Here is a 20,460-nt window from a genome sequence, read left to right on the forward strand (position 1 = left end):
TGTTTTCCTTGTCGAGACGAAGTCAGGCGTGTTTCGGCGCGGCATCGGCCACGGCGATGTCAGCAGTGCGTTTCGGCGTGGTGCGTGCGGCGAAGACGATGATCGCGGCGATGATCGAGGTCGCGGCCAGGCCGTAGAGGCCGCCCTGGATCGAGCCGGTGTGTTGTTCCAGCAGGCCGAACGTGGTCGGCGCGACGAAGCCGCCAAGATTACCGACCGAGTTGATCAGCGCGATGACCGCTGCGGCGATGCGTGCATCCAGATAGGCCTGAGGAATCGGCCAGAACAGCGACGAGGCGGACTTGAAGCCCAGCGCCGCAAAGCAGATCGCCACAAAGGCGAAGATTGGCCCGCCAGTGGTGGACATGAACATCCCCGCCGCCGCGATCAATAGCGCCGTGGCAACCCACGCCTGTTGGTGTTTCCACTTCGCCGACAGCGAGGCGAAGGCGTACATGCCGACGATCGACAGCAACCATGGAATCGAGTTGAACAGGCCGACCTGCACGTCGCTGAGCTCGCCCATCTTCTTGATGATGCTCGGCAGCCAGAACGTCGCGGCATAGATAGTCAGCTGGATAAAGAAGTAGATCAGGCAGAACAGAATAATCTGGCGATCCTTGAGCAATTTGCCCATGGAGGGCCGGATCGGCGTCGCGGCTTCGCGGGCCTTCTGCTCATCGTCGATGGCAGTCACCAGTGCGTCCTGCTCGGCGCGCGTCAGCCATTTCGCATCGTGGGGTTTGGCATCGAGCCAGAACCAGACGAACACGCACAGGCACACCGAGAACATCCCTTCGATGAAGTACATCCACTGCCAGCCGTGCATGCCCAGCCCATTGATTTGCAGGAGCAGGCCGGACAGCGGGCCGGAGATCAGCGACGCGATGGCCGAGCCGCTGAGGAAGATCGCAATCGCCTTGCCGCGCTCGACGCCCGGCAGCCAGCGGGTGAAGTAATAGATCACTCCGGGGAAGAACCCGGCTTCGGCGACGCCGAGCAGGAACCGCAGGATGTAGAAGTGGGTTTCGTTCTGGATGAACGCCATGCAGGCCGCGACCACGCCCCAGGTGAACATGATGCGGGTCAGCCAGATGCGTGCGCCGACTTTTTGCAGAAGCATGTTCGACGGTACTTCGAAGAGCGCGTAGCCGATGAAAAACAGGCCGGCGCCGAAGCCGTAGGCGGCGGCACCAATGCCCAGATCGGTTTCCATGTGGGTGCGGACGAAACCGATGTTCACCCGGTCAATGTAATTGACGATGAACATGATCACGAAGAGGGGCAGGACGTGGCGTTTGACTTTCGAGATGGCCGAGGCGAGCGTCGGGTCGACGCTTTCCTGAATCCCGGAAACGGAGGTTTTCACTTGGTTTTCTCCCACTGATTATTTTTATGCGGGTAGGGCTGGGTGTTGCGTTGTTGATAGACATCATACAACTGAATTTTTTTTTCCTACAAGTGCGGTTTGACGATTAAATTCATTTGAGCAGATCTTTGGTTATGCTTTTTTAACTAAAGTCGCCGTTTTTAAGGGCTTTCAGGCAGGTTGGGCGAGCGGTGTCCAAGCGTGCGAGCTGCCCTGCGGCGTAACGGCTTGTTGATTCGCCGTTGTTGTTTTGAGTGTTGTCATACAAGTTGATGGCGTGGTTAGCGCTAAAATCGATCTCAATACTGATCAACGCAGTGCTACGATCCATAAGCCCTGTTCGCCGGAATCGACCATGCAAGAAGACCTCGACGCGCCCGCGCGCAAACGCACGCACAACCTCGCTCACGACCTGGTGGAAAAACTCACCCAGAGCATCCTGCTCGGACAGATGTTGCCCGGTGACAAGCTGCCTTCCGAGAATTCCATCGTTCAAGAACACGGCGTCAGCCGCACGGTGGTGCGCGAGGCGATTTCCAAGTTGCAGGCTTCAGGGCTGGTCGAGACGCGCCACGGCATCGGCACGTTTGTCATTGAACGCGCGCCTGAGCAGGGCTTGCGTTTGAATGTCGACACGGCACTCGGTGTGCGCAGCATTCTCGAATTGCGCCTGGGCCTGGAGACGCAGGCGGCTGCACTGGCGGCGCAACGGCGCACAGAGCAGCAATTGCTGCAAATGCGTCAGGCGCTGGATGATTATCAACGGCTGCTCGACAACAACGACAGTTGCGTGGAAGCCGATCGGCGTTTTCATCTATTGATTGCCGAGGCCACCGGTAACGTCTGCTTCAGCGAGATCATGCAGCACTTGGGCAGTGCGATGATCCCGCGCAATCGACTCAATGCCGCCGAGCGCGGGGCGGCGGATCTGAGCAAGCTCGGGCAACTGGCGAATCTGGAGCATGAGGCGATTCTCAATGCGATCAAGCGTCAGGATCCGGATGCCGCGCGCGCGGCGATGTGGCTGCACCTGACCAATAGCCGCGACCGGTTTATCGCCCAAGGATGACGCCGCTGGTCTGATGCGTCGCACGCTGTCGTCAGTCGCGTTTCCAACGACTATGGCCCGGGTGTTCCGGGTGTTTTTCGTGAGGTGCACGATGGCTGACGATTCGTTGTTTCCGGGCGGCATTGCGCCCACCGACCAGACCCGCCCGGTGTCCGGCATCGACGAGCCGACCCTGAGCGATCACGACGCGCCGCCGGGCATGGATCCGGGACGCGATCCATTGAGTGATGCCGACCGGCCGGATGACTGGAAAGATCCGCCGGCGGACGACGAGGTGCCGCCAGCGGATGAGCCGACACCGTTGTCGGATGATCGACGCTAACAGGCGATTCGCGCTATTGATGGTCGCCTTGTAGGGCCTCATCGCGAGCAGGCTCACTCCTACAATACGGGTACACCACAGAACATTGTAGGAGTGAGCCTGCTCGCGATAGCTGAATATAATTCACCGAAATCCTCAGTCAGCCCGAAGCTGCTCGAACCGCTCCAGGCCCATGCCTCACATCCAACGCCAACCCACTCATCAACCGATGAGGCGGCTTTTCATCCCCCACGCAAATCGCGCATCAACAAGCCAAACCGCAAATCCACCGCATCCGGGATCGGCACATACACCGTATGCCCGTCACCCGGTGCGACCTCGATTGCCTCGCCGGTGAGGCTCTGCAACTGGTGCAGATCAAAATGGAAATTGCCCTTGGGCGTCATCAATTCCAGATGATCGCCCAGGGCAAAACGGTTTTTCACTTTCACTTCGGCCAGGCGATCCCGGCGCTCACCGGTCAGTTCACCGACAAACTGCTGACGCTCCGAAACCGAGCTGCCGTGCTGATAGTTCTGGTATTCGTCGTGCACATGCCGACGCAGAAAACCTTCGGTGTAGCCGCGCTGGGCCAGCGACTCGAGGTCGGTCATCAAGCTGCGATCGAACGCGCGGCCGGCCACGGCGTCATCGATGGCGCGGCGATACACCTGAGTGGTGCGCGCGCAGTAGAAGTGCGATTTGGTCCGGCCTTCGATTTTCAATGAATGCACGCCCATGCGCGTCAGGCGTTCGACGTGCTGCACGGCACGCAGGTCTTTGGCGTTCATGATGTAAGTGCCGTGTTCGTCTTCGAAGGCTGGCATCAAGTCGTCGGGACGGCTGGCTTCCTGCAACAGAAACACCTGATCGGTCGGTGCGCCGAGACCCAGGGTCGGCTCGGGCTGGAAGGGCTGGACGATCTCGCCGAGCTGATTTTCCGTGGCCTCCTGCGCTGAATATTTCCAGCGGCAAGCGTTGGTGCAAGTGCCTTGATTGGCATCGCGTTTGTTCATGTAGCCGGACAGCAGACAGCGCCCGGAATAGGCCATGCACAGCGCGCCATGGACGAACACTTCCAGCTCCATGCCCGGCATGTGCTCGCGGATCTCGGCGATTTCTTCCAGCGATAACTCCCGCGACAGAATGATCCGGGTCAACCCTTGCTGCTGCCAGAATTCGACGCTGGCCCAGTTCACCGTGTTGGCCTGCACCGAGAGATGGATCGGCATCTGCGGGAAGTGCCGGCGCACCAACATGATCAACCCCGGGTCGGACATGATCAGTGCGTCCGGGGCCATTTCGATCACCGGCGCCAGATCCTTGAGAAAAGTTTTCAGCTTGGCATTGTGCGGCGCGATGTTGACCACCACGTAGAAGCGTTTGCGCTGAGCCTGCGCCTCTCGAATGCCCACGGCCAGATTGGCGTGGTCGAATTCGTTATTACGCACGCGCAGGCTGTAGCGCGGTTGCCCGGCATACACCGCATCGGCGCCGTAGGCGAAGGCATAGCGCATGTTCTTCAGGGTGCCGGCAGGGGCGAGCAGTTCGGGGGCGGCGAGGGTCGCAAGCATAGTGTCGGTCGCAAAAGCCGCGCAGGGTAGGGCAGGCGGGGCGAGGATTCATTGATCTGGATCTATGCTCCATGAATAAAGATGGCACTCGCGCGCACCGCGGCTGACTAAGGGGTGCGGGCGTGCGTGACGCCTGACTGACATGGATCGGACATGAACGAAAAGAGCTTGCAATTCAAATCCCTGACCGTGCTGTTGGTGCTGGTCACAGTGGCCTTTATCTGGATTCTGCTGCCGTTCTACGGCGCGGTGTTCTGGGCGGTCATCCTCGGCATTCTGTTCGCGCCGATACAGCGCAAGTTACAGCTGAAATTCGGCTGGCAACGCAACCTGACATCGCTGTGCACGCTGAGTCTGTGTCTGGTGATCGCGATTCTGCCGGTGATCATCGTCAGCATCTTGCTCGTGCAAGAGGGGGCGACGGTCTACAAGAATATCGAAAGCGGTCAGTTGGACATCGCCGCGTATCTGGCGCAGTTCAAGCAGAGCCTGCCGCCGTATTTCCAGAATCTGCTCGATCGTTTCGGCATGGGCGAACTCGACAGCCTGCGCGAGAAAATCGTCAAGACTGCAATGCAGGGCAGTCAGGTGTTGGCCACGCAGGCGTTCAGTTTCGGCCAGGGCACGTTCGAGTTCGTGGTGAGCTTTTTCATAATGCTGTATCTGCTGTTTTTCTTTCTGCGTGACGGCCCCGAACTGGCGCGCAAGATGCGCACCGCCGTGCCGCTGGAGGAAAACCACAAGCGCCGTCTGCAATTGAAGTTCAACCGGGTGGTGCGTGCGACGGTCAAGGGCAATGTGCTGGTGGCCGTGACGCAAGGTGCGCTGGGTGGGGCGATTTTCTGGTTTCTCGACATCCCCAGCGCGTTGCTGTGGGCGGTCTTGATGGCTTTTCTGTCGCTGTTGCCAGCGGTCGGCGCGGGGATTGTCTGGGCGCCGGTGGCGGTTTACTTCCTGCTCAGCGGGATGATCTGGCAGGGCGTGGTGCTGGCGGGGTTCGGTGTTTTCGTGATCGGCTTGGTGGACAACGTGTTGCGCCCGATTCTGGTGGGCAAGGACACGAAAATGCCGGACTACCTGATTCTGGTTTCGACCCTCGGCGGCCTGGCGGTATTTGGTCTTAACGGCTTTGTGATCGGGCCGTTGATTGCCGCGTTATTTCTGTCGAGCTGGGCGCTGTTCGTCGAAACCAAACCCAAGGTGCAACTGCCTTAGGCCCGGAACGCACCGGCGCCGATCTGTTGCGACAGCGCCTGGGCAGCGGGCAGCGAAGTGAGCGGGCCGCTGATCGGCTCGCCGTCGCGCACCAGATACCAGCAGGCAAGCAGCCCCGACGCCCTGAGCGCAGCGGGAACGGCGCTGCCGATAACCGACATGATTTGAACCTGAGCCATGACGCGTAACCTCCATCCATCTGATGGGGCTACCTTAGGGACTCGTCGGCCCGACGGACAATCAACGCTTTCGATAGTGGTCATTGATGCCAGTGAGGTCTGGCGTCAGTCGACCACCTGATCGAGCATATGCACGACTTCGCGCTCGTTGAGCAGTCCTTTGTGCACCAGGTTCTCGGCCAGCAACGAAAGAAACTTGGCGCAGCGATGGCCTTCCAGGTGCTTGAGCTCGGTGAGTGCGCTGTACACCTTGCTTGAGGTGCACAAACCGACAATGCGGTGCGGGTTCTGTGTGGGCATACCGTCGTCCTTGTTGTTATCAACCTGTTGTTTACGGACGGATTCAGATTGCGGTTCCGTCATGACAAAGAGGTGACCGTTTGATGAAAAAAGTCAGAGCGGTCAAAACCATCATGACGACTTTAGCCGCTGAAACTGTCCTCACAGCGACCTTGGCGAGATTTTTTCAGACCTTCGCCGACCAACGGTCATAAAAAAGCCCCGCTGAAAAAGCAGGGCTTGGCTCGCTGGATTACCAGCGCGGGCCGCCGTAATAACCATGTGGCCCACCGTAGTAGCCGTGTGGCCTGCCGTAATAGCCGCGCGGCGGACCGTAATAGACAGGGGCCGGCTGCACGTAGACCGGTTGTTGCACATACACCGGCGCCGGCTGGTAATAGACCGGTGGCGGCTGCTGAACATAGACCGGTTGCGGCTGCACATAAACCGGTTGTTGCTGTACGTATACCGGCCGATCCTGATTGATCAGTGCCGAGCCGATGATGGCCGAGCCGACGATCGCGCCAAACACCGCCGGGCCCTGCCAGCCATGGCCACCACCCGCTTCAGCCTGTCCGGTGACCGCGAGTGCGCCAATCAACAAAGCCATGATGGGAAGTTTACGAATCATGATAAGTCCTCGGTTCTTCGACCCGGCGCCGCGGCCTGAACCAGGCCCACAGTTGTCGCGGGGATACAGCTAAGACAGCAAAATTGGCAAAATCAGCACGGCTGCCGGGTAAATTTTGTGTAAGGTCTGTACCGGCTTCTTTACCGCGCCGCGCCGCGCCTTTGACAAGCCTTAATGATGATTCAGAACCCGATGGGCTGGCCAATCCCGTCCATCCGAAAGTGCGTTTGAAGGAGAAGTTTCATGCAGATGAACCCGAACAAAGACACCCGGTTGTGCATGTCCCTGTCCGGACGTCCTGGCAATTTCGGTCTGCGTTTTCACAACCATTTGTATGAGCAGTTGGGCTTGAATTTCTATTACAAGGCGTTTGCCAGCCAGGATCTGGACGGTGCGGTCCGCGGCATCCGGGCGTTGGGCATTCGCGGCTGCGGCGTGTCGATGCCGTTCAAGGAAGCCTGCATTGCGCTGGTGGATGAGCTGGATGCGTCGGCAGCGGCGATCCAGTCGATCAACACCATCGTCAACAGCAACGGTCATCTGAAGGCCTATAACACCGATTACATCGCTGTCGCCCAATTGCTGGTAAGCCACGCGGTGCCCAAGGATTCGACGTTCGCCCTGCGCGGCAGCGGCGGTATGGCCAAAGCCGTGGCCAGTGCCTTGCGTGATGGCGGTTATAAGAACGGTCTGATCGTGGCGCGCAACGAACGCGCCGGGCGCGCCCTGGCGGATTCGCTGGGCTATCGCTGGCAGGCAGAATTGACTGACGAGCGCCCGCAAATGCTGATCAACGTCACGCCGGTGGGCATGGACGGCGGGCCGGAGGCGGGGCAACTGGCGTTTGCGCCTGAAGCGATTGAAGCCGCTGACACGGTTTTCGACGTGGTCGCGATTCCTTCGGAAACGCCGCTGATCGTGCGGGCGCGGGCCGAGGGCAAGCGAGTGATTACCGGGCTGGAAGTGATTGCGATCCAGGCGCTGGAGCAATTCGTGCTGTACACCGGGGTGCGGCCGAATGAGGCGCAGTTTGCGGCGGCGGTGAATTTCGCCCGTAGCTGATTGAGTTTTGTATTGGCTGGGCGGACCTCATCGCGAGCAGGCTCACTCCTACAATTGGAATGCGGTCAATCTGTAGGAGTGAGCCTGCTCGCGATGGCTGCGCCACGAACTCAGATCAGCACCCTGCCTATACTGCCTCTTCAGCAAACAGACTTGCCCACTACAAAAAAACCATAACCGAGGCCACCCATGCATCCACCCATCCTCAACCTCAACGAGGTCGAACTCGAACCCCTGCCTGAAGCCTTGGCCCCGCAAGGCGAAACCGCTGGACGCTATCAACAGCGATTCGCCCGGATCGGCCAGCAACTGGGGGCGCAGAAGCTCGGTTATCGCCTCTACGCGCTGCCGCCGGGCATGCGTGGCAGCCCGTTTCACAGCCATCGGGTCAATGAGGAAATGTTCTACGTGGTAGCCGGCGAGGGCGAGGTGCGGCTGGGTGCCGAACGTTTTCCGATTCGCGCGGGCGATGTGATTGCCTGCCCGCCAGGCGGCCCGGAAATGGCCCATCAGATCATCAATACCAGCGCGGCCGAATTGCGTTATCTGGCGGTGAGCACGCAGCAGCAGCCGGAAATTTGTGAATATCCGGATTCGAACAAATATGCGGTGATGGATAACTTCACAATCGATAGCGAGGGCAATGCCTCAGGCTTTGTCGCCGTGGCGCGGCAGGCGGATGGCGTGGATTACTGGGATGGGGAATAACATATCTGGAATTCGCTGATGTCCCCTGTAGGAGTGAGCCTGCTCGCGATAGCGGATTGTCAGGCACAACTGATTTGAATGACACACCGCTATCGCGAGCAGGCTCACTCCTACAGGTGGGGGGCTTCGGTGGTTATTCGAGGCGCGCCAGGCGTTCTTCCAGTGCCGCGATCCGCGCTTCCAGTTCTTCAATGCGCTCGACCGAAACGCCACCGCCCGAACGCTCACCGGCATTCTGCCGCGCCGCCAATATCACCTCGATATCGGCCGGATCCCCCAGCGCATGGGTATAGCGATCCTCGCGCTGCCCGGCCTGACGCGGAATCAGCACCGCCAGTCCGCGCGCAATCAGGCGCTCAAGCTGATGCACGACCTGCTCGGCGTCTTCGAAGTCGTGCATGCGCCCGCTGCGGGTGAGCAGTTCGTTAACGGTTTGGGGGCCGCGCAAAAACATCAACCCGGTGAGAATCACCTGCGCCGGCACCAGTTCCAGCGCCTTATCGACCTTGTGTTCCCAGCGGTCGGCTCGACTGCCCATGACCAGCCGGGTGAAACCGCGACCTTCGAGCGCGCGCAGGCTCTGGCCGACCTGGCCCTGATTGAGGTTCATCACCGGTTCGCGGCTGGTTTTCTGATTGCAGGCCAGCACCAGCGCGTTGAGGGTCAGCGGGTAGGTTTCCGGGCTGGTGGCCTGTTTCTCGATCAGGGCACCCAGAATGCGGATTTCCGTGGCGTTGAGCCGTGATTGTTCGGAGATGGATTCTTGTTCGGTGGTCATCGCGCGTTCCCTCTGCAGTCGAAGCCGCCTAGCCTAATCCTTGCCAAACAAAAGGCAAGCCGTGTGGTCATCAAGCATGGCTATAATCGCCACCACGTATTACCCAGCCATCACACGAGACTGTCATGACCATTTCCCTGTACGCCGCATCCGTCCCGGTTTTCCAACAAATGCTCAACGCCCTGAGCGATGTGCTGAAAAAGGCTGAAGCCCACGCCACCGAGAAAAACATCGACGCGAACGCGTTCCTGCAAGCGCGCCTGTACCCGGACATGTTCCCGCTGGTGCGCCAGGTGCAGATCGCCGTGGACTTCGCCAAAGGCGTGTCGGCGCGTCTGGCCGAAGTTGAACTGCCGAAGTATGACGACAGCGAAACCACCTTCGCCGACCTGCAAGCGCTGATCGCCAAGGTTCTGGCCTTTATCGGCGAGATCAAGCCTGAGCAGATCAATGGCAAGGAAGGCATCGAAATCGTCACCCGTCCAGGCACGCCGAAAGAGAAGCGCTTCAGCGGTCAGTCGTATCTGCTGACCTATGGTCTGCCGCAGTTCTTCTTCCACGTGACGACGACTTATGCGCTGCTGCGTCATAACGGTGTTGAAGTGGGCAAGCGCGATTACATGGGCGCGTTCTAAAACGCCCTGATACGAAAAAGCCCGCCAAGGTTTGCGCCTTGGCGGGCTTTGATCGTTCCCACGCTCCGCGTGGGAATGCAGCCCGGGACGCTCCGCGTCCCTTTTCCGAGCCGAACGCGGAGCGTCCGTTGAGGCATTCCCACGCAGAGCGTGGGAACGATCTGTAAAACTCTCGGGCTTCCGTTTTCCTATAGCAGCGATTACGCGCGCTGAGCCTTCTCTTCCTCGCCCAGGCACGCGGCTGCGGTAAACAGCACGTCCGTCGAGGAATTCAGCGCCGTCTCCGCTGAATCCTGCAGCACGCCAATGATGAAACCGACCGCCACGACCTGCATGGCAATCTCGCTTGGGATGCCAAACAGGCTGCACGCCAGCGGAATCAACAGCAGCGAACCGCCGGCCACACCCGACGCACCACAGGCGCAGATGGCCGCGACGACGCTGAGCAGAATCGCGGTGGGAATGTCCACGGCAATGCCCAGGGTGTGCACCGCCGCCAGCGTCAGCACGGTGATGGTGATGGCTGCGCCGGCCATGTTGATGGTCGCGCCCAGCGGGATCGATACCGAGTAAGTGTCTTCATGCAGGCCCAGGCGCTTGCTCAGTTCCAGGTTGACCGGAATGTTTGCCGCCGAGCTGCGGGTGAAGAACGCGGTGATGCCGCTTTCGCGCAGGCACATCAAGGTCAACGGGTACGGGTTGCGACGCAGCTTCCAGAATACGATCAGCGGGTTCATCACCAGCGCCACGAACAGCATGCAGCCGAGCAGCACCGCCAGCAGGTGCGCGTAACCCAGCAGCGCACCAAAACCGGAGGTGGCGAGGGTCGAGGCGACGAGGCCGAAAATGCCCAGCGGCGCGAAGCGAATCACCACCCGCACGATCAGCGTCACACCGTTAGACAAGTCGCCGAGCACTTCGCGGGTGGTGTCGCCGGCATGACGAATGGCGATGCCCATGCCGATCGCCCACGCCAGAATGCCGATGAAATTGGCGTTCATCAGCGCGCTCACCGGGTTGTCCACCACACTCAGCAGCAGGCTTTGCAGCACTTCGCCGATGCCGCCGGGGGCGGTGACTGCGACGTTGTCGGTCGACAGCACCAGGCTCGAGGGAAAACTCATGCTGGCAACCACAGCTACCACCGCTGCGGCAAAAGTGCCGAGCAGATAGAGGAACAGAATCGGCCGGATATGGGTTTCCTGACCGTGCTTGTGGTTGGCAATCGAAGCCATCACCAACACGAACACCAGAATCGGTGCCACGGCTTTCAGTGCGGAGACGAAGACCTTGCCGATGAACGCGGTGGACTTCGCCGCTTCTGGTGCGAGCAGAGCCAAGGCGATACCGGCGATCAGGCCGATGACGATCTGGCTGACCAGACTCAGGTTTTTCAGACGTTGCAGGAGAGAAGGGGATGAAGCGGTCATAGCGGCATCTCTGTTTTTATAGGTTGCGAAGCGTCGTGGGCAGTCACGAAACGCCTGTCGAAGTGACAACAACGCCGCCAAACGGCACGTTGAACAGCTGTACGATTTTCAGGGCGCGGACTTTATCACAGCGTGCGCGTTAACCTTCAGACCTGTGACGATCTGCCACCGGATCAGCCTTGCACATCGACAGGTTTGTGCAAGTCAGTCCCGACACACTCTGTTAAGATTGCGCATCCTTATTTTCCATTCCGCCAGCGGGCCTCCGGGTCAACGCTGGTGTCGTCGTTTTGCTGGAGTTGCGCATGCTGTTGCCCATTCTTCTGTTGTCCGCCGCCGGGTTCACGGTGCTGACCACGGAATTCGTCATCGTCGGCCTGTTGCCGGCGATTGCCCGAGACCTCGAAGTCACCATCCCCCAGGCCGGGCTGTTGGTGACGTTGTTCGCTTTTACCGTGGCGCTGTTCGGGCCATTCCTGACCGCGTATTTCGCCCGGTTCGAACGGCGTAAATTGTTCATCGCCATCCTGATCATGTTCGGTCTGGCCAATACCGTTGCGGCATTGGCGCCGAATATCTGGGTGATGGCCGTTGCCCGCCTGATCCCGGCGTTGGGGTTGCCGGTGTTCTGGGCGCTGGCGAGCGAGACGGCGGTGGACATCGTTGGCCCTGATTTCGCCGGTCGCGCCATCGCCAAGATTGGCTTCGGTATTGTCTGCGCCACGGTGTTCGGCATTCCGGTCGGCACGTTGATTTCCGATGCGTTCGGCTGGCGCAGTGCATTCGGCATCCTCGCGCTGATTGCGTTTGCCAAAGCCTTGCTGCTGTTTGTTTATCTGCCGAAAACCAGCCTGCACCAACATCAGGTCAGCTTCGCGTCGCAGTTCAAGATCCTGCGCAGCCCATTGATGATCGGGCATATCGTGCTGTCGATTCTGGTGTTCAGCGGCATGTTCACGGCCTATACCTATCTGGCCGACATCCTTGAGCGTCTGGCCGGTTTCAACGGCACCGTGGTCGGCTGGTGCCTGATGGGGTTTGGTGCGGTGGGGCTGATCGGTAACTCGCTCGGCGGTCGCGCGGTGGATCGGCATCCGTTGGGCGCATCGGTGCTGTTCTGCGCGTTCATGATTGCCGGCATGGTCTCGCTGGTGCCGAACATTCATTCGCCGCTGGGGCTGGCGGTGGCGATGGGCATCTGGGGCGTGACCCAGGCGGCATTATTCCTGGTCAGCCATGTGCGCCTGATGAAAGCCGCACCCGAAGCGCCGGCTTTTGCCGCCTCGTTGAATATCGCCGGGGCGAATCTCGGAATCGGCCTGGGTGCCATGGTCGGTGGCCGCGTTATCGATAGCGCGGGCCTGGGCTTTCTCGGGTTTGCCGCCGCCGGCTTCATTTTGCTGTCGGTGTTTCTGGCCATGGTGTTGATGACACTCAAGCCGCGCGAGATCTGCGCCGGGGCGTCATAACGCGGTAAACAGCTCGCGTCGGGCACCTTCGGTAATCGCAACGATGCCGGGGTGCTTGACCTTGCGCTCCACCGAAATGGCATAGAACGACTCGGTCACAGCGTCCGTCTGGCCGATCAACTGCACGCCGTACTGACGCTTAACCTCATCGGCGATCACGCTCGGACCGATGAAAATTCCGCTGCCGGACTGGCCGAACGCCTGCATCAAGGCACTGTCATCGAATTCGCCGACAATCTGCGGCTGGATCTGCTGTTCGGCAAACCAGCGCTGCAAGCGGCTGCGTACCACGGTTTCCGGGCCGGGAATCAACAGCGGTGCACCGTGCAGGCTGCGCGGAAAATCGTGGCCGTAGCGCTCGGCCAATTCAGCAGTGGCGAAGAAGCTGATGCCGCATTCCCCCAGCTTCTGGCTGTAGCCCTTGATGTCCAGGTGCGACGGCATCGGGCTGTCGGAGATCACCAGGTCCAGGCGCTGGATGGCCAGATCCGCGAGCAAGCGTTCGAGCTTGTCCTCGCGGCAGGTGATGCGCAGCGGCTCCTTGAGCTCCATGGTCGGGGCGATCAGGCGATACACGATGGATTTGGGCACGACGTCGGCGACACCCACGCGAAACAGGATCTGTTGTTCATTCGGTCGTGCGCGCAGCATCAACTCCAGTTCGCCGCCGAGCTGGAACATCTGCTCGGCGTAGGGCAGGGCCTGACGGCCGGCTTCGGTCAATTCCAATTGCCGGCCGACCCGGCGAAACAGTTCGATGCCATACGTCTGTTCCAGCAGGGAAATCTGCCCGCTGATGGTTTGCGGGGTCAGGTTGAGCTGCTCGCAGGCCCGTACGATGCTGCCGGTCTTGGCCACGACCCAAAAATAATGCAGTTGTCGATAATTCAGCATGGCGCCCCCACAGTTCGTTAAAGCCGAAGTATAGACGCTAAAAATACGAATTTTCCTGAAGTGTTCACCTCCCTAGAATGCCCACCCATCGACGGCCGGTCTGTGCGCCTGTCTGTACATTGCAAGGAAATCTTATGAAATACACATTCCCCGCGCTGTTATTTGCGTCTTTACTGGTTCTGGCCGGTTGCGATCAGGCTGAAAAAAGTGCCCAGCAGTTGATGGGCGCAGCGGCCGAAAGCGCCAAACAGGCGATCGACGACACCCATAAAGCCGCCGAGCAAGCGCTTAGCGATGCCACCGGTGGGTTGATCCAGAAAAAAGAAACAACGGAAAAAGACTCGGAAGAATCCGAATCTTCCTCCGAGACTATCTAAACCGTCTTACAAAGACTCAGGACTGACCCATGGAATATCTGTTAGAACTCGCCGCCAGCCCGACCGCCTGGATCGCATTGGCCACACTGGTGGTGATGGAAATCGTGCTGGGCATCGATAACCTGATCTTTATCTCGATCCTGACCAACAAGCTGCCCAAGCAGTATCAGCAGAAAGCTCGCCGCATCGGTATCGGTATGGCGTTGATTCTGCGACTGGCACTGTTGAGCACCATCGCATTCATCGTGCAGTTGACTGAGCCGGTGTTCGAGATTCTCGGTCAGGCGTTCTCCTGGAAGGACATGATTCTGATCGCGGGTGGCCTGTTCCTGGTCTGGAAAGCCACGACTGAGATTCACCACAGCATGGACCCGGCGCCGGAAGATCCGAAATCCGCGACGTCCACGGTAACCCTGGGCTTTGCGGCGGCTATCGGTCAGATCCTGATGCTCGACATGGTGTTCTCGATCGACAGCATCATCACCGCCGTGGGCATGACCGAGCACTTGCCGATCATGATCATCGCAGTGGTGGCCTCGGTGTTGGTGATGCTGTTCGCCGCTGAGCCGCTGGCCAAGTTCATCAACGACAACCCGACCGTGGTGATGCTGGCGCTGGGCTTCCTGATCATGATCGGCATGACGCTGATTGCCGAAGGCTTCGGCGCCCACGTACCGAAAGGTTATGTGTACGCAGCCATGGCATTCTCGGCCGGCATCGAAGTGCTGAATATGCTGTCCCGCCGGGCCAAGCAGAAGAAAATCACTCAGCAGGCGTAATCGCTGAGAAACACAAAAACCGCCTGAGCTTTTTGAGTCAGGCGGTTTTTTTTGGACATGAATTGATCGTGGATCGCGTAGCCCAGAACGTGGCTTTAACCGTCAGTGAGCCGTTGCATGCTCTGCGTGTTGCTTGCGCGGTTTTTCGGCCGGAGCCGTCGGAGCCGGATGATGATGGCGCCGCGAAATCCGCAGCACGCCCCACAACATGGCAGTCGCCACGGCCAGCCAGCCGGCTATCAACATTACGATGGTCATGGTCAGGCTCATTTGTGCCTCCTCTTCGCCCTGCGGCGGGCGCCCGCTTTTCGCAAATCGCTCTCTTCCAGTGACAGTCTAGTCAAAGGCGCGTTTCAGCCTATTGACCAAAGGTCGGCAGCGACCAATCAGTTCGCTCTATCTAACCGATACGTCTGCGGTTTAAGGCTATACCGCAGGCGAGGGCGGATCTATGATCGCTGGCGTTGCCGGAACACGATGACCGGCGTCTGAAAGGAATGACGATGGTGCAGGTATTTTCTCGAGCGCGTGGAGCGCTGTTGGTTGCCGCTTGCGTGGCGGCGCTGGCAGGATGCGCAGGCAGCGTAGCGCCTGAAGTCAAACGCCTGCCGGAGCGGGTTGAGCTCAGCGGCACGTTTTACCGTGGCGAGGCCAACCAGAGTGGCCCGCAAGTACTGGCCAGCCTGCTATCGCAGCAGGGCATCGTGATCACTCCGGGCCTGCTGGAAAAACCGCTGCGCTTGCCGGGTGCGGAAGACAAGCTGCAGCAAAACATGCAGAACCTCGCTCGCGAATACGGCCTGGTGGTGTATCCGCTGGACGACAAGCTGCCAGCCTTGCTGGCCCAGGTTGCCGCGGGCTATCCGGTCATGGTGCGTTTCAGTGAAGGTTCGGCGCTCTGGGCCGAGCCGCGTTACGCGATCCTGTCCGGCTACGACCGCAATAAACAGAAAGTGCTGCTGCGCGCCGGCATGAACCGTCGCCAATTGATGGATTTCAGTGCCTTCGAAGCGGCGTTCGAAAAATCCGGCGGCTGGGCCGTTTTGCTGCAGAAACCCTCGCAGATCCCGGCGTCCGTCGACCGTTCCCGTTGGTTGAAAGCCGCTGACGAGCTGGCGCAGGCCGGTGAGGAAAACGCAGCGGCACAGGCGCGAAAGGCCTTGGCGGCGCAGTAAGCCTCCGTTCGTCATCTGCCGGGCACGACCGCGCCCGACCAGCCTCTGAACAATAGCGCCCGTGTTTTTGCGGGCGAATCAAGGAGGCAACATGGCAGATTCCCACACCCCGAAAGGCCCGCACTCGTCCGAGCATTCTTCCGGCGATGACCTGGGCTTCGATCCGGACTCGCCGGACCTCGATGATCCGCAAGTCGACCCGGTCGGTCCGGCGAAAGCGCCGCGGGACGTCGAGCCTGGCGAGGATCCGAAGAAACCGGCCAGGCCCTACGACCCGTTAGCCGATCTGAAACCTTGATGTGAGGTGCGTATGAGTACCGATTCAAGCTTCGATGACCAGAAACCTGACAGCGTACCGACCACGCCGGAGCCGGAGGTTGATCCGGTGCTGGACCCGGACAGCCCCCTGCGCGATCCGCTGGCCCGCCCGAACGTGCTGACGCCGGATGTTTCGCCAGAGCCAGGCTTGGGAGACGGTATCCCGGATGACGACAAGATGCCGCTGCCCAACGACTGACGGCACAGATGAAAAAAGCCCCGAAGATTCGGGGCTTTTCACGTTCGCTGTGTTTATTTTGCGGCTTCGACCACGCCGCTCTGACGACTCTTGAGGTTCTTGTCGGCTTTGTATTGTTGCGCCACCGCAGGAACGTTAGCGCTGCGCCCGGTTTCGACCCAGCTGCGGATACGGCTGGCATCGGCAAAATGCGTGTATTTGCCAAACGCATCGAGAATCACCAGGGCGACCGGACGGTTGCCCATCTTCGTCACCAGCACCAGGCAATGGCCGGCCGGGTTGGTGAAACCGGTCTTGGTGATCTTGATGTCCCAGTCGGCTTTATTGACCAGATGATCGGTATTGCGAAAGCCCAGGGTGTAATTGGGCTTGCGGAAGGACACGGTCTTTTCCTTGGTGGTGGTCAGTTCGACGAGGAGCGGGTGCTTGTGCGCGGCCACCAGCAACTTGCTCAGGTCGCGGGCGGTGGACACGTTGCGCTCCGACAGGCCGGTCGGCTCCACGAAGTGGGTGCTGGTCATGCCCAGGGCCTTGGCCTTGGCGTTCATCGCTGCAATAAAAGCCGCATAGCCGCCCGGGTAATGATGCGCGAGACTCGCGGCGGCACGGTTTTCCGAGGACATCAAGGCGATCAGCAGCATCTCGCGGCGCGGCAGTTCACTCTTGAGCTTGACCCGGGAGAACACACCTTTCATTTCCGGGGTGTTCCTGATGTCGACATTGATCCATTCGTCCATGTTCTGCCGGGCTTCAACCACCACCAAGCCAGTCATCAGCTTGCTCACCGAAGCGATCGGCACGATCACGTCAGGATTGCTGGAATAAATGACTTTATTGGTCTGCATATCCATGAGCAGGGCGCTGCCGGAAGCGATCTTCAATGTCGAAGCGTCACGGGGGGCAGCGGTGGTTTCCGCAGCGTTGATCGTTGGCGTGATGAAAGTGCCTGTAAACGCAAAAAACAGGCTCAGAATCGAAAGACGAATTTTCACGCGGGCGAACTCATTAGGTTGGATATTCCGTTAGTTTGTAACGGGTTATTTCTTCAAAGCGTCGCATTCTAGGAGTATGGCTGAAGATCTGTCGATGGTTGTTTGAAGGGCCTGAAAATCTCGTGAAAAGGCCTTGAACATGAAGGGTTTCCGGCGAACGGTTAGTGTTTTTTCTCAGGCATGAAAAAACCCGCACCTGGCGGGTTTTTCTACGGCTGGAATGCCCGCTTAGACGTGCAGGGTTTCTGCCGCATACAGCGTGTTTTCCAGCAGGCAGGCGCGGGTCATCGGGCCGGAAATCTAGCTCCAAGGAAGCGCTTTGAGCGTATATCTAGGATTGCTCGACCCTATCCTCCTTGCAGTTACGTGGATGCTCACTTCAGCGTAAAGGTGGTCGTTGATGACATTCGGGCCGCCAATTTCCGCTGAAACTCTTCCGTGCAATACCTCGCCTCCTGTTGTCTTGAACTCGAAAATCCGTTTATCAGGCAAGACACCTACAAAGGACCCTGTGAAAGTCTCCTGTTCTTCTTTGATGTTGTCTCGGCTGAGCCGCGCTTTGCTGCGGCGTACCTGTTCAACATCAGAAAACTGAAACCGACGGGTACTGGTTGCCACACCGCAGGAGGCGTTATTTTCGGATAGCTCGCTAAGAAAATCAGATACGGCGGCAATTGCTCTATCGGCCAAGCGGGAAACTGGCTCGGATAGTTCCTCGTCACTTTTTGTTGTCGTCGCTTCCAGCAACTCTGCGAGAATTTCGATTGCTTGCGATACCGGCGTGGTGCCCTCTATATCAAGCTGCTTGTCCGCCGGTATTTCCTCAAGCTCGAATCCAAAGGAGCCGCGAGCTGGCCCGGTTATTAAAAGCTGATTGGCTAACCGGTTCGGGATTGGACCCTTATCCGCCAATGAGCCTGACAGCGATGCTGCGATTGCTGTTATCGCGACGCTGAATGCCTGAGTAGCGGAAGCACCAAATTCAGCAAGTACGCCATGGGTGCCCCATACAGGTGCGCCGCGGTATGTCAACCGGACTTTGGCGGGGCGATAGGCATGTTTGCCATTGTCTTCCAGGAATGCCCGCGCCTTTTCTATCCTTGCCTGTACCGACATCAGGGTGAGCTTGCTAATGCCGGGAGCGGCAGCTTGTTTTTCAAGGAAGCCCAGCTCTGCAGCTTTATAGGCATATTCAGATCTGTCCATCTTCTAGCTCCTGCCGACGTGTTGCGAGCAAGGTCTTTGCAGCTTCATCCTGTACAGGCGAAAGATCAACTCGCAAAAAACCCTTCCATTGTCCGGTGCGCCTGTGGGACCACATGCTGTACCAATAAGTCGTCATGGCTACCAACGATTCGGCTGGATCAGTCAACGATTGAATGTAGAAGTCGATCTTGAACGCTTTCTTAAGATTAGCTCGTCGCCACCAAGAAGGTTGACCTCATTATTCCCGAGCGCATCAAAAAAAACGTTGCCGGCATCAGTGAAGGTAACAACATCAATATCTCGTGGAGCCCGATTTTCAAGCATTTCGATGTCTTCGGTAAAGCTTCCATCCAGCCATTGAAATCCGCTGTCCATACCCATTCGGTGAAGCTCTGCGCGGTGAGCGAGATAGCCTGCGAAAATATCACACCGGTCTGGACTGGTCGCGAACCTGTCGACCACCTGCTCAAGGCTCACGTGATACGGAGCCCGGTCAGACCCAATTGGGTCATTGTTATTGATGGGAGGTAAAACTCCCTCAGCATTCCATTCTGGGATCAAGCCAGCCTCCTTGCATTCCGTCATCGACAGCCAGGCCTGGAAATACGCTCGAGCCTAAAGGCGGGGCGTTGGCGCTGACACGTCAACATACGCGCTATGGGCAGCCTCTCAAATGGTGGAGTTGCTACAACACGTTAAATCACAGGTAGGCTGCTTTTTACATTTGCATCGGGAAATGAAGAGGCTCAGGTTTTCCAGTCGAAACAAAAAACCCCGCACGAGGCGGGGTTTCGGTGTTGCGGAAAAAGCCAATCAGACGTGCAGGGTTTCTGCCGCATACAGCGTGTTTTCCAACAGGCAGGCGCGGGTCATCGGGCCGACGCCGCCAGGCACTGGCGTGATCCAGCCGGCGCGGGGCAGGGCGGTTTCGTAAACGACGTCGCCGACCAGCTTGCCGTCGTCCTGACGGTTGATGCCGACGTCGATCACGATTGCGCCTTCCTTGATCCACTCACCCTTGACCAGGCCCGGCTTGCCGGCAGCCACCACCACCAGATCGGCGCGACCGACATGACCGGCCAGATCCTTGGTGAAACGGTGAGTGACCGTCACGGTGCAACCGGCCAGCAGCAGTTCCATCGCCATCGGGCGACCGACGATGTTGGACGCGCCAACGACCACCGCATCCATCCCGTAGAGATCGGCGCCGGTGCTTTCCAGCAACGTCATGATGCCTTTGGGTGTGCACGGGCGCAGCAGCGGAATGCGTTGGGCCAGACGACCGACGTTATAAGGGTGAAAACCGTCGACGTCTTTGTCCGGGCGAATGCGCTCCAGCAGTCTGGAGGCATCCAGGTGCTCGGGCAGGGGCAATTGCAGCAGGATGCCGTCGATGGCCGGGTCGTCGTTGAGACGATCGATCAGATCGGTCAATGCGTCTTGCGTGGTTTCGCTGGGCAGGTCGTAGGCTTGAGAGAGGAAGCCGACCTCTTCACAGTCTTTACGCTTGTGCGAGACATAAACCTGAGAGGCAGGATCGCTGCCGACCAGGATCACCGCGAGGCCGGGAGTGCGCAGGCCTTGCTGGCGACGCTCGGCAACTCGTTGGGCGATCTGCTGGCGCAGGCTGGCGGCGATCGATTTGCCGTCGATTAGTTGTGCAGTCATTGCGCGTGATTAACCATCGAGAGGGGAAAAAAAGAGAACGTATTCTCGCATGTCGAGCGGTGAGGGCAAAGGCGCTTGGTCAGCAAATTCCCCTAACTCCTTTAATTAAATGAATTTTTTTCAAAAAGGATTTGACGGCCTCGGGAGCGCTCT

Annotated in this window: 26 protein-coding genes; 12 read left to right on the top strand and 14 right to left on the bottom strand. The window is 58.9% G+C overall.

Annotated features, from left to right (window positions below; translation table 11 throughout):
* Window positions 1-22: 22 nt before the first annotated feature.
* Entirely contained in the window at window positions 23-1,369 is a 1,347-nt protein-coding gene (locus tag HU739_RS00910) for an MFS transporter (protein ID WP_186549765.1), read from the bottom strand.
* Between the two features lie 355 nt (window positions 1,370-1,724).
* Between HU739_RS00910 and HU739_RS00915 the strand changes: the two genes are divergently transcribed.
* Both HU739_RS00915 and HU739_RS00920 read left to right on the top strand, forming a co-directional pair.
* A complete protein-coding gene (locus HU739_RS00915) occupies window positions 1,725-2,438 on the top strand; it encodes a FadR/GntR family transcriptional regulator (protein ID WP_186549767.1) in 714 nt (237 codons plus the stop codon).
* Window positions 2,439-2,529: 91 nt separating this feature from the next.
* Window positions 2,530-2,760: a hypothetical protein gene (locus HU739_RS00920; RefSeq protein WP_186549769.1), complete on the top strand. Its 231-nt coding sequence runs from the start codon at window positions 2,530-2,532 to the stop codon at window positions 2,758-2,760.
* 221 nt (window positions 2,761-2,981) lie between these two features.
* Here HU739_RS00920 and trhP read toward each other — a convergent pair whose 3' ends face one another.
* Window positions 2,982-4,313, bottom strand: a complete 1,332-nt coding sequence (gene trhP, locus HU739_RS00925; RefSeq protein ID WP_186549771.1) for a prephenate-dependent tRNA uridine(34) hydroxylase TrhP — start codon at window positions 4,311-4,313, stop codon at window positions 2,982-2,984.
* Window positions 4,314-4,466: 153 nt separating this feature from the next.
* On the opposite strand from trhP, the gene HU739_RS00930 reads away from it, so the two are divergent.
* Window positions 4,467-5,528: an AI-2E family transporter gene (locus HU739_RS00930; RefSeq protein ID WP_186549773.1), complete on the top strand. Its 1,062-nt coding sequence runs from the start codon at window positions 4,467-4,469 to the stop codon at window positions 5,526-5,528.
* Here the strand turns inward: HU739_RS00930 and HU739_RS00935 are convergent.
* The 3 genes from HU739_RS00935 to HU739_RS00945 form a co-directional block, all read right to left on the bottom strand.
* On the bottom strand, window positions 5,525-5,707 hold the full coding sequence (locus HU739_RS00935; protein WP_186549775.1) for a hypothetical protein: 183 nt from the start codon (window positions 5,705-5,707) through the stop codon (window positions 5,525-5,527). The two genes, HU739_RS00930 and HU739_RS00935, sit on opposite strands and share 4 nt — an antisense overlap.
* 105 nt (window positions 5,708-5,812) lie before the next feature.
* Window positions 5,813-6,007, bottom strand: coding sequence for a hypothetical protein (locus tag HU739_RS00940; RefSeq protein WP_025108897.1), 195 nt, complete (start codon window positions 6,005-6,007; stop codon window positions 5,813-5,815).
* Window positions 6,008-6,239: 232 nt separating this feature from the next.
* The gene (locus HU739_RS00945) at window positions 6,240-6,617 is read right to left on the bottom strand and encodes a hypothetical protein (protein WP_186549777.1); all 378 of its coding nucleotides are present in this window, start codon (window positions 6,615-6,617) and stop codon (window positions 6,240-6,242) included.
* Between the two features lie 243 nt (window positions 6,618-6,860).
* On the opposite strand from HU739_RS00945, the gene HU739_RS00950 reads away from it, so the two are divergent.
* Both HU739_RS00950 and HU739_RS00955 read left to right on the top strand, forming a co-directional pair.
* Entirely contained in the window at window positions 6,861-7,679 is an 819-nt protein-coding gene (locus HU739_RS00950) for a shikimate 5-dehydrogenase (protein WP_186549779.1), read from the top strand.
* Between the two features lie 189 nt (window positions 7,680-7,868).
* Window positions 7,869-8,387, top strand: coding sequence for a cupin domain-containing protein (locus HU739_RS00955; protein ID WP_186549781.1), 519 nt, complete (start codon window positions 7,869-7,871; stop codon window positions 8,385-8,387).
* A gap of 133 nt (window positions 8,388-8,520) precedes the next feature.
* Here HU739_RS00955 and HU739_RS00960 read toward each other — a convergent pair whose 3' ends face one another.
* Window positions 8,521-9,165, bottom strand: coding sequence for a YceH family protein (locus HU739_RS00960; RefSeq protein WP_186549783.1), 645 nt, complete (start codon window positions 9,163-9,165; stop codon window positions 8,521-8,523).
* Between the two features lie 125 nt (window positions 9,166-9,290).
* On the opposite strand from HU739_RS00960, the gene HU739_RS00965 reads away from it, so the two are divergent.
* A complete protein-coding gene (locus tag HU739_RS00965) occupies window positions 9,291-9,800 on the top strand; it encodes a DUF1993 domain-containing protein (RefSeq protein WP_186549785.1) in 510 nt (169 codons plus the stop codon).
* A 200-nt stretch (window positions 9,801-10,000) separates the two neighbouring features.
* Here the strand turns inward: HU739_RS00965 and sstT are convergent, their stop codons facing one another.
* Window positions 10,001-11,230 carry a serine/threonine transporter SstT gene (gene sstT, locus HU739_RS00970; protein ID WP_186549787.1) on the bottom strand — a complete coding sequence of 410 codons (1,230 nt, stop codon included), beginning with the start codon at window positions 11,228-11,230 and terminating at the stop codon, window positions 10,001-10,003.
* A gap of 305 nt (window positions 11,231-11,535) precedes the next feature.
* Between sstT and HU739_RS00975 the strand changes: the two genes are divergently transcribed.
* Entirely contained in the window at window positions 11,536-12,699 is a 1,164-nt protein-coding gene (locus tag HU739_RS00975) for an MFS transporter (RefSeq protein WP_186549789.1), read from the top strand.
* Here HU739_RS00975 and nhaR read toward each other — a convergent pair.
* A complete protein-coding gene (nhaR, locus tag HU739_RS00980) occupies window positions 12,694-13,593 on the bottom strand; it encodes a transcriptional activator NhaR (RefSeq protein ID WP_186549791.1) in 900 nt (299 codons plus the stop codon). The two genes, HU739_RS00975 and nhaR, sit on opposite strands and share 6 nt — an antisense overlap.
* A 134-nt stretch (window positions 13,594-13,727) precedes the next feature.
* On the opposite strand from nhaR, the gene HU739_RS00985 reads away from it, so the two are divergent.
* Both HU739_RS00985 and HU739_RS00990 read left to right on the top strand, forming a co-directional pair.
* On the top strand, window positions 13,728-13,970 hold the full coding sequence (locus HU739_RS00985; RefSeq protein ID WP_186549793.1) for a hypothetical protein: 243 nt from the start codon (window positions 13,728-13,730) through the stop codon (window positions 13,968-13,970).
* Between the two features lie 29 nt (window positions 13,971-13,999).
* Complete coding sequence (locus HU739_RS00990) at window positions 14,000-14,749, top strand: TerC family protein (protein ID WP_186549795.1); 750 nt, start codon at window positions 14,000-14,002, stop codon at window positions 14,747-14,749.
* Between the two features lie 102 nt (window positions 14,750-14,851).
* Here HU739_RS00990 and HU739_RS00995 read toward each other — a convergent pair whose 3' ends face one another.
* On the bottom strand, window positions 14,852-15,019 hold the full coding sequence (locus tag HU739_RS00995; RefSeq protein WP_186549797.1) for a hypothetical protein: 168 nt from the start codon (window positions 15,017-15,019) through the stop codon (window positions 14,852-14,854).
* Window positions 15,020-15,252: 233 nt separating this feature from the next.
* Between HU739_RS00995 and HU739_RS01000 the strand changes: the two genes are divergently transcribed.
* From HU739_RS01000 to HU739_RS01010, 3 genes are all read left to right on the top strand, one after another.
* Window positions 15,253-15,924, top strand: a complete 672-nt coding sequence (locus tag HU739_RS01000; RefSeq protein WP_186549817.1) for a peptidase C39 family protein — start codon at window positions 15,253-15,255, stop codon at window positions 15,922-15,924.
* Window positions 15,925-16,015: 91 nt separating this feature from the next.
* A complete protein-coding gene (locus HU739_RS01005) occupies window positions 16,016-16,222 on the top strand; it encodes a DUF6021 family protein (protein WP_186549819.1) in 207 nt (68 codons plus the stop codon).
* Between the two features lie 12 nt (window positions 16,223-16,234).
* Entirely contained in the window at window positions 16,235-16,441 is a 207-nt protein-coding gene (locus tag HU739_RS01010) for a hypothetical protein (protein WP_186549821.1), read from the top strand.
* Window positions 16,442-16,494: 53 nt separating this feature from the next.
* Here HU739_RS01010 and pbpG read toward each other — a convergent pair whose 3' ends face one another.
* From pbpG to folD, 5 genes are all read right to left on the bottom strand, one after another.
* Window positions 16,495-17,433 (bottom strand): D-alanyl-D-alanine endopeptidase, encoded by a 939-nt coding sequence (gene pbpG, locus HU739_RS01015; RefSeq protein WP_186549823.1) that lies wholly within the window; start codon window positions 17,431-17,433, stop codon window positions 16,495-16,497.
* Window positions 17,434-17,733: 300 nt separating this feature from the next.
* A complete protein-coding gene (locus HU739_RS01020; protein WP_186549825.1) occupies window positions 17,734-18,639 on the bottom strand; it encodes a hypothetical protein in 906 nt (301 codons plus the stop codon).
* Window positions 18,626-18,805: a hypothetical protein gene (locus tag HU739_RS26970; RefSeq protein WP_407681941.1), complete on the bottom strand. Its 180-nt coding sequence runs from the start codon at window positions 18,803-18,805 to the stop codon at window positions 18,626-18,628. Before HU739_RS26970 ends, HU739_RS01020 begins: the two co-directional genes overlap by 14 nt.
* Entirely contained in the window at window positions 18,802-19,200 is a 399-nt protein-coding gene (locus HU739_RS01025; RefSeq protein WP_225922790.1) for a DUF6932 family protein, read from the bottom strand. Before HU739_RS01025 ends, HU739_RS26970 begins: the two co-directional genes overlap by 4 nt.
* Window positions 19,201-19,452: 252 nt before the next feature.
* The gene (gene folD, locus HU739_RS01030; protein WP_186549827.1) at window positions 19,453-20,307 is read right to left on the bottom strand and encodes a bifunctional methylenetetrahydrofolate dehydrogenase/methenyltetrahydrofolate cyclohydrolase FolD; all 855 of its coding nucleotides are present in this window, start codon (window positions 20,305-20,307) and stop codon (window positions 19,453-19,455) included.
* Window positions 20,308-20,460: the final 153 nt, after the last annotated feature.

It is taken from the genome of Pseudomonas hamedanensis (assembly GCF_014268595.2).
GTDB lineage: Bacteria > Pseudomonadota > Gammaproteobacteria > Pseudomonadales > Pseudomonadaceae > Aquipseudomonas > Aquipseudomonas hamedanensis.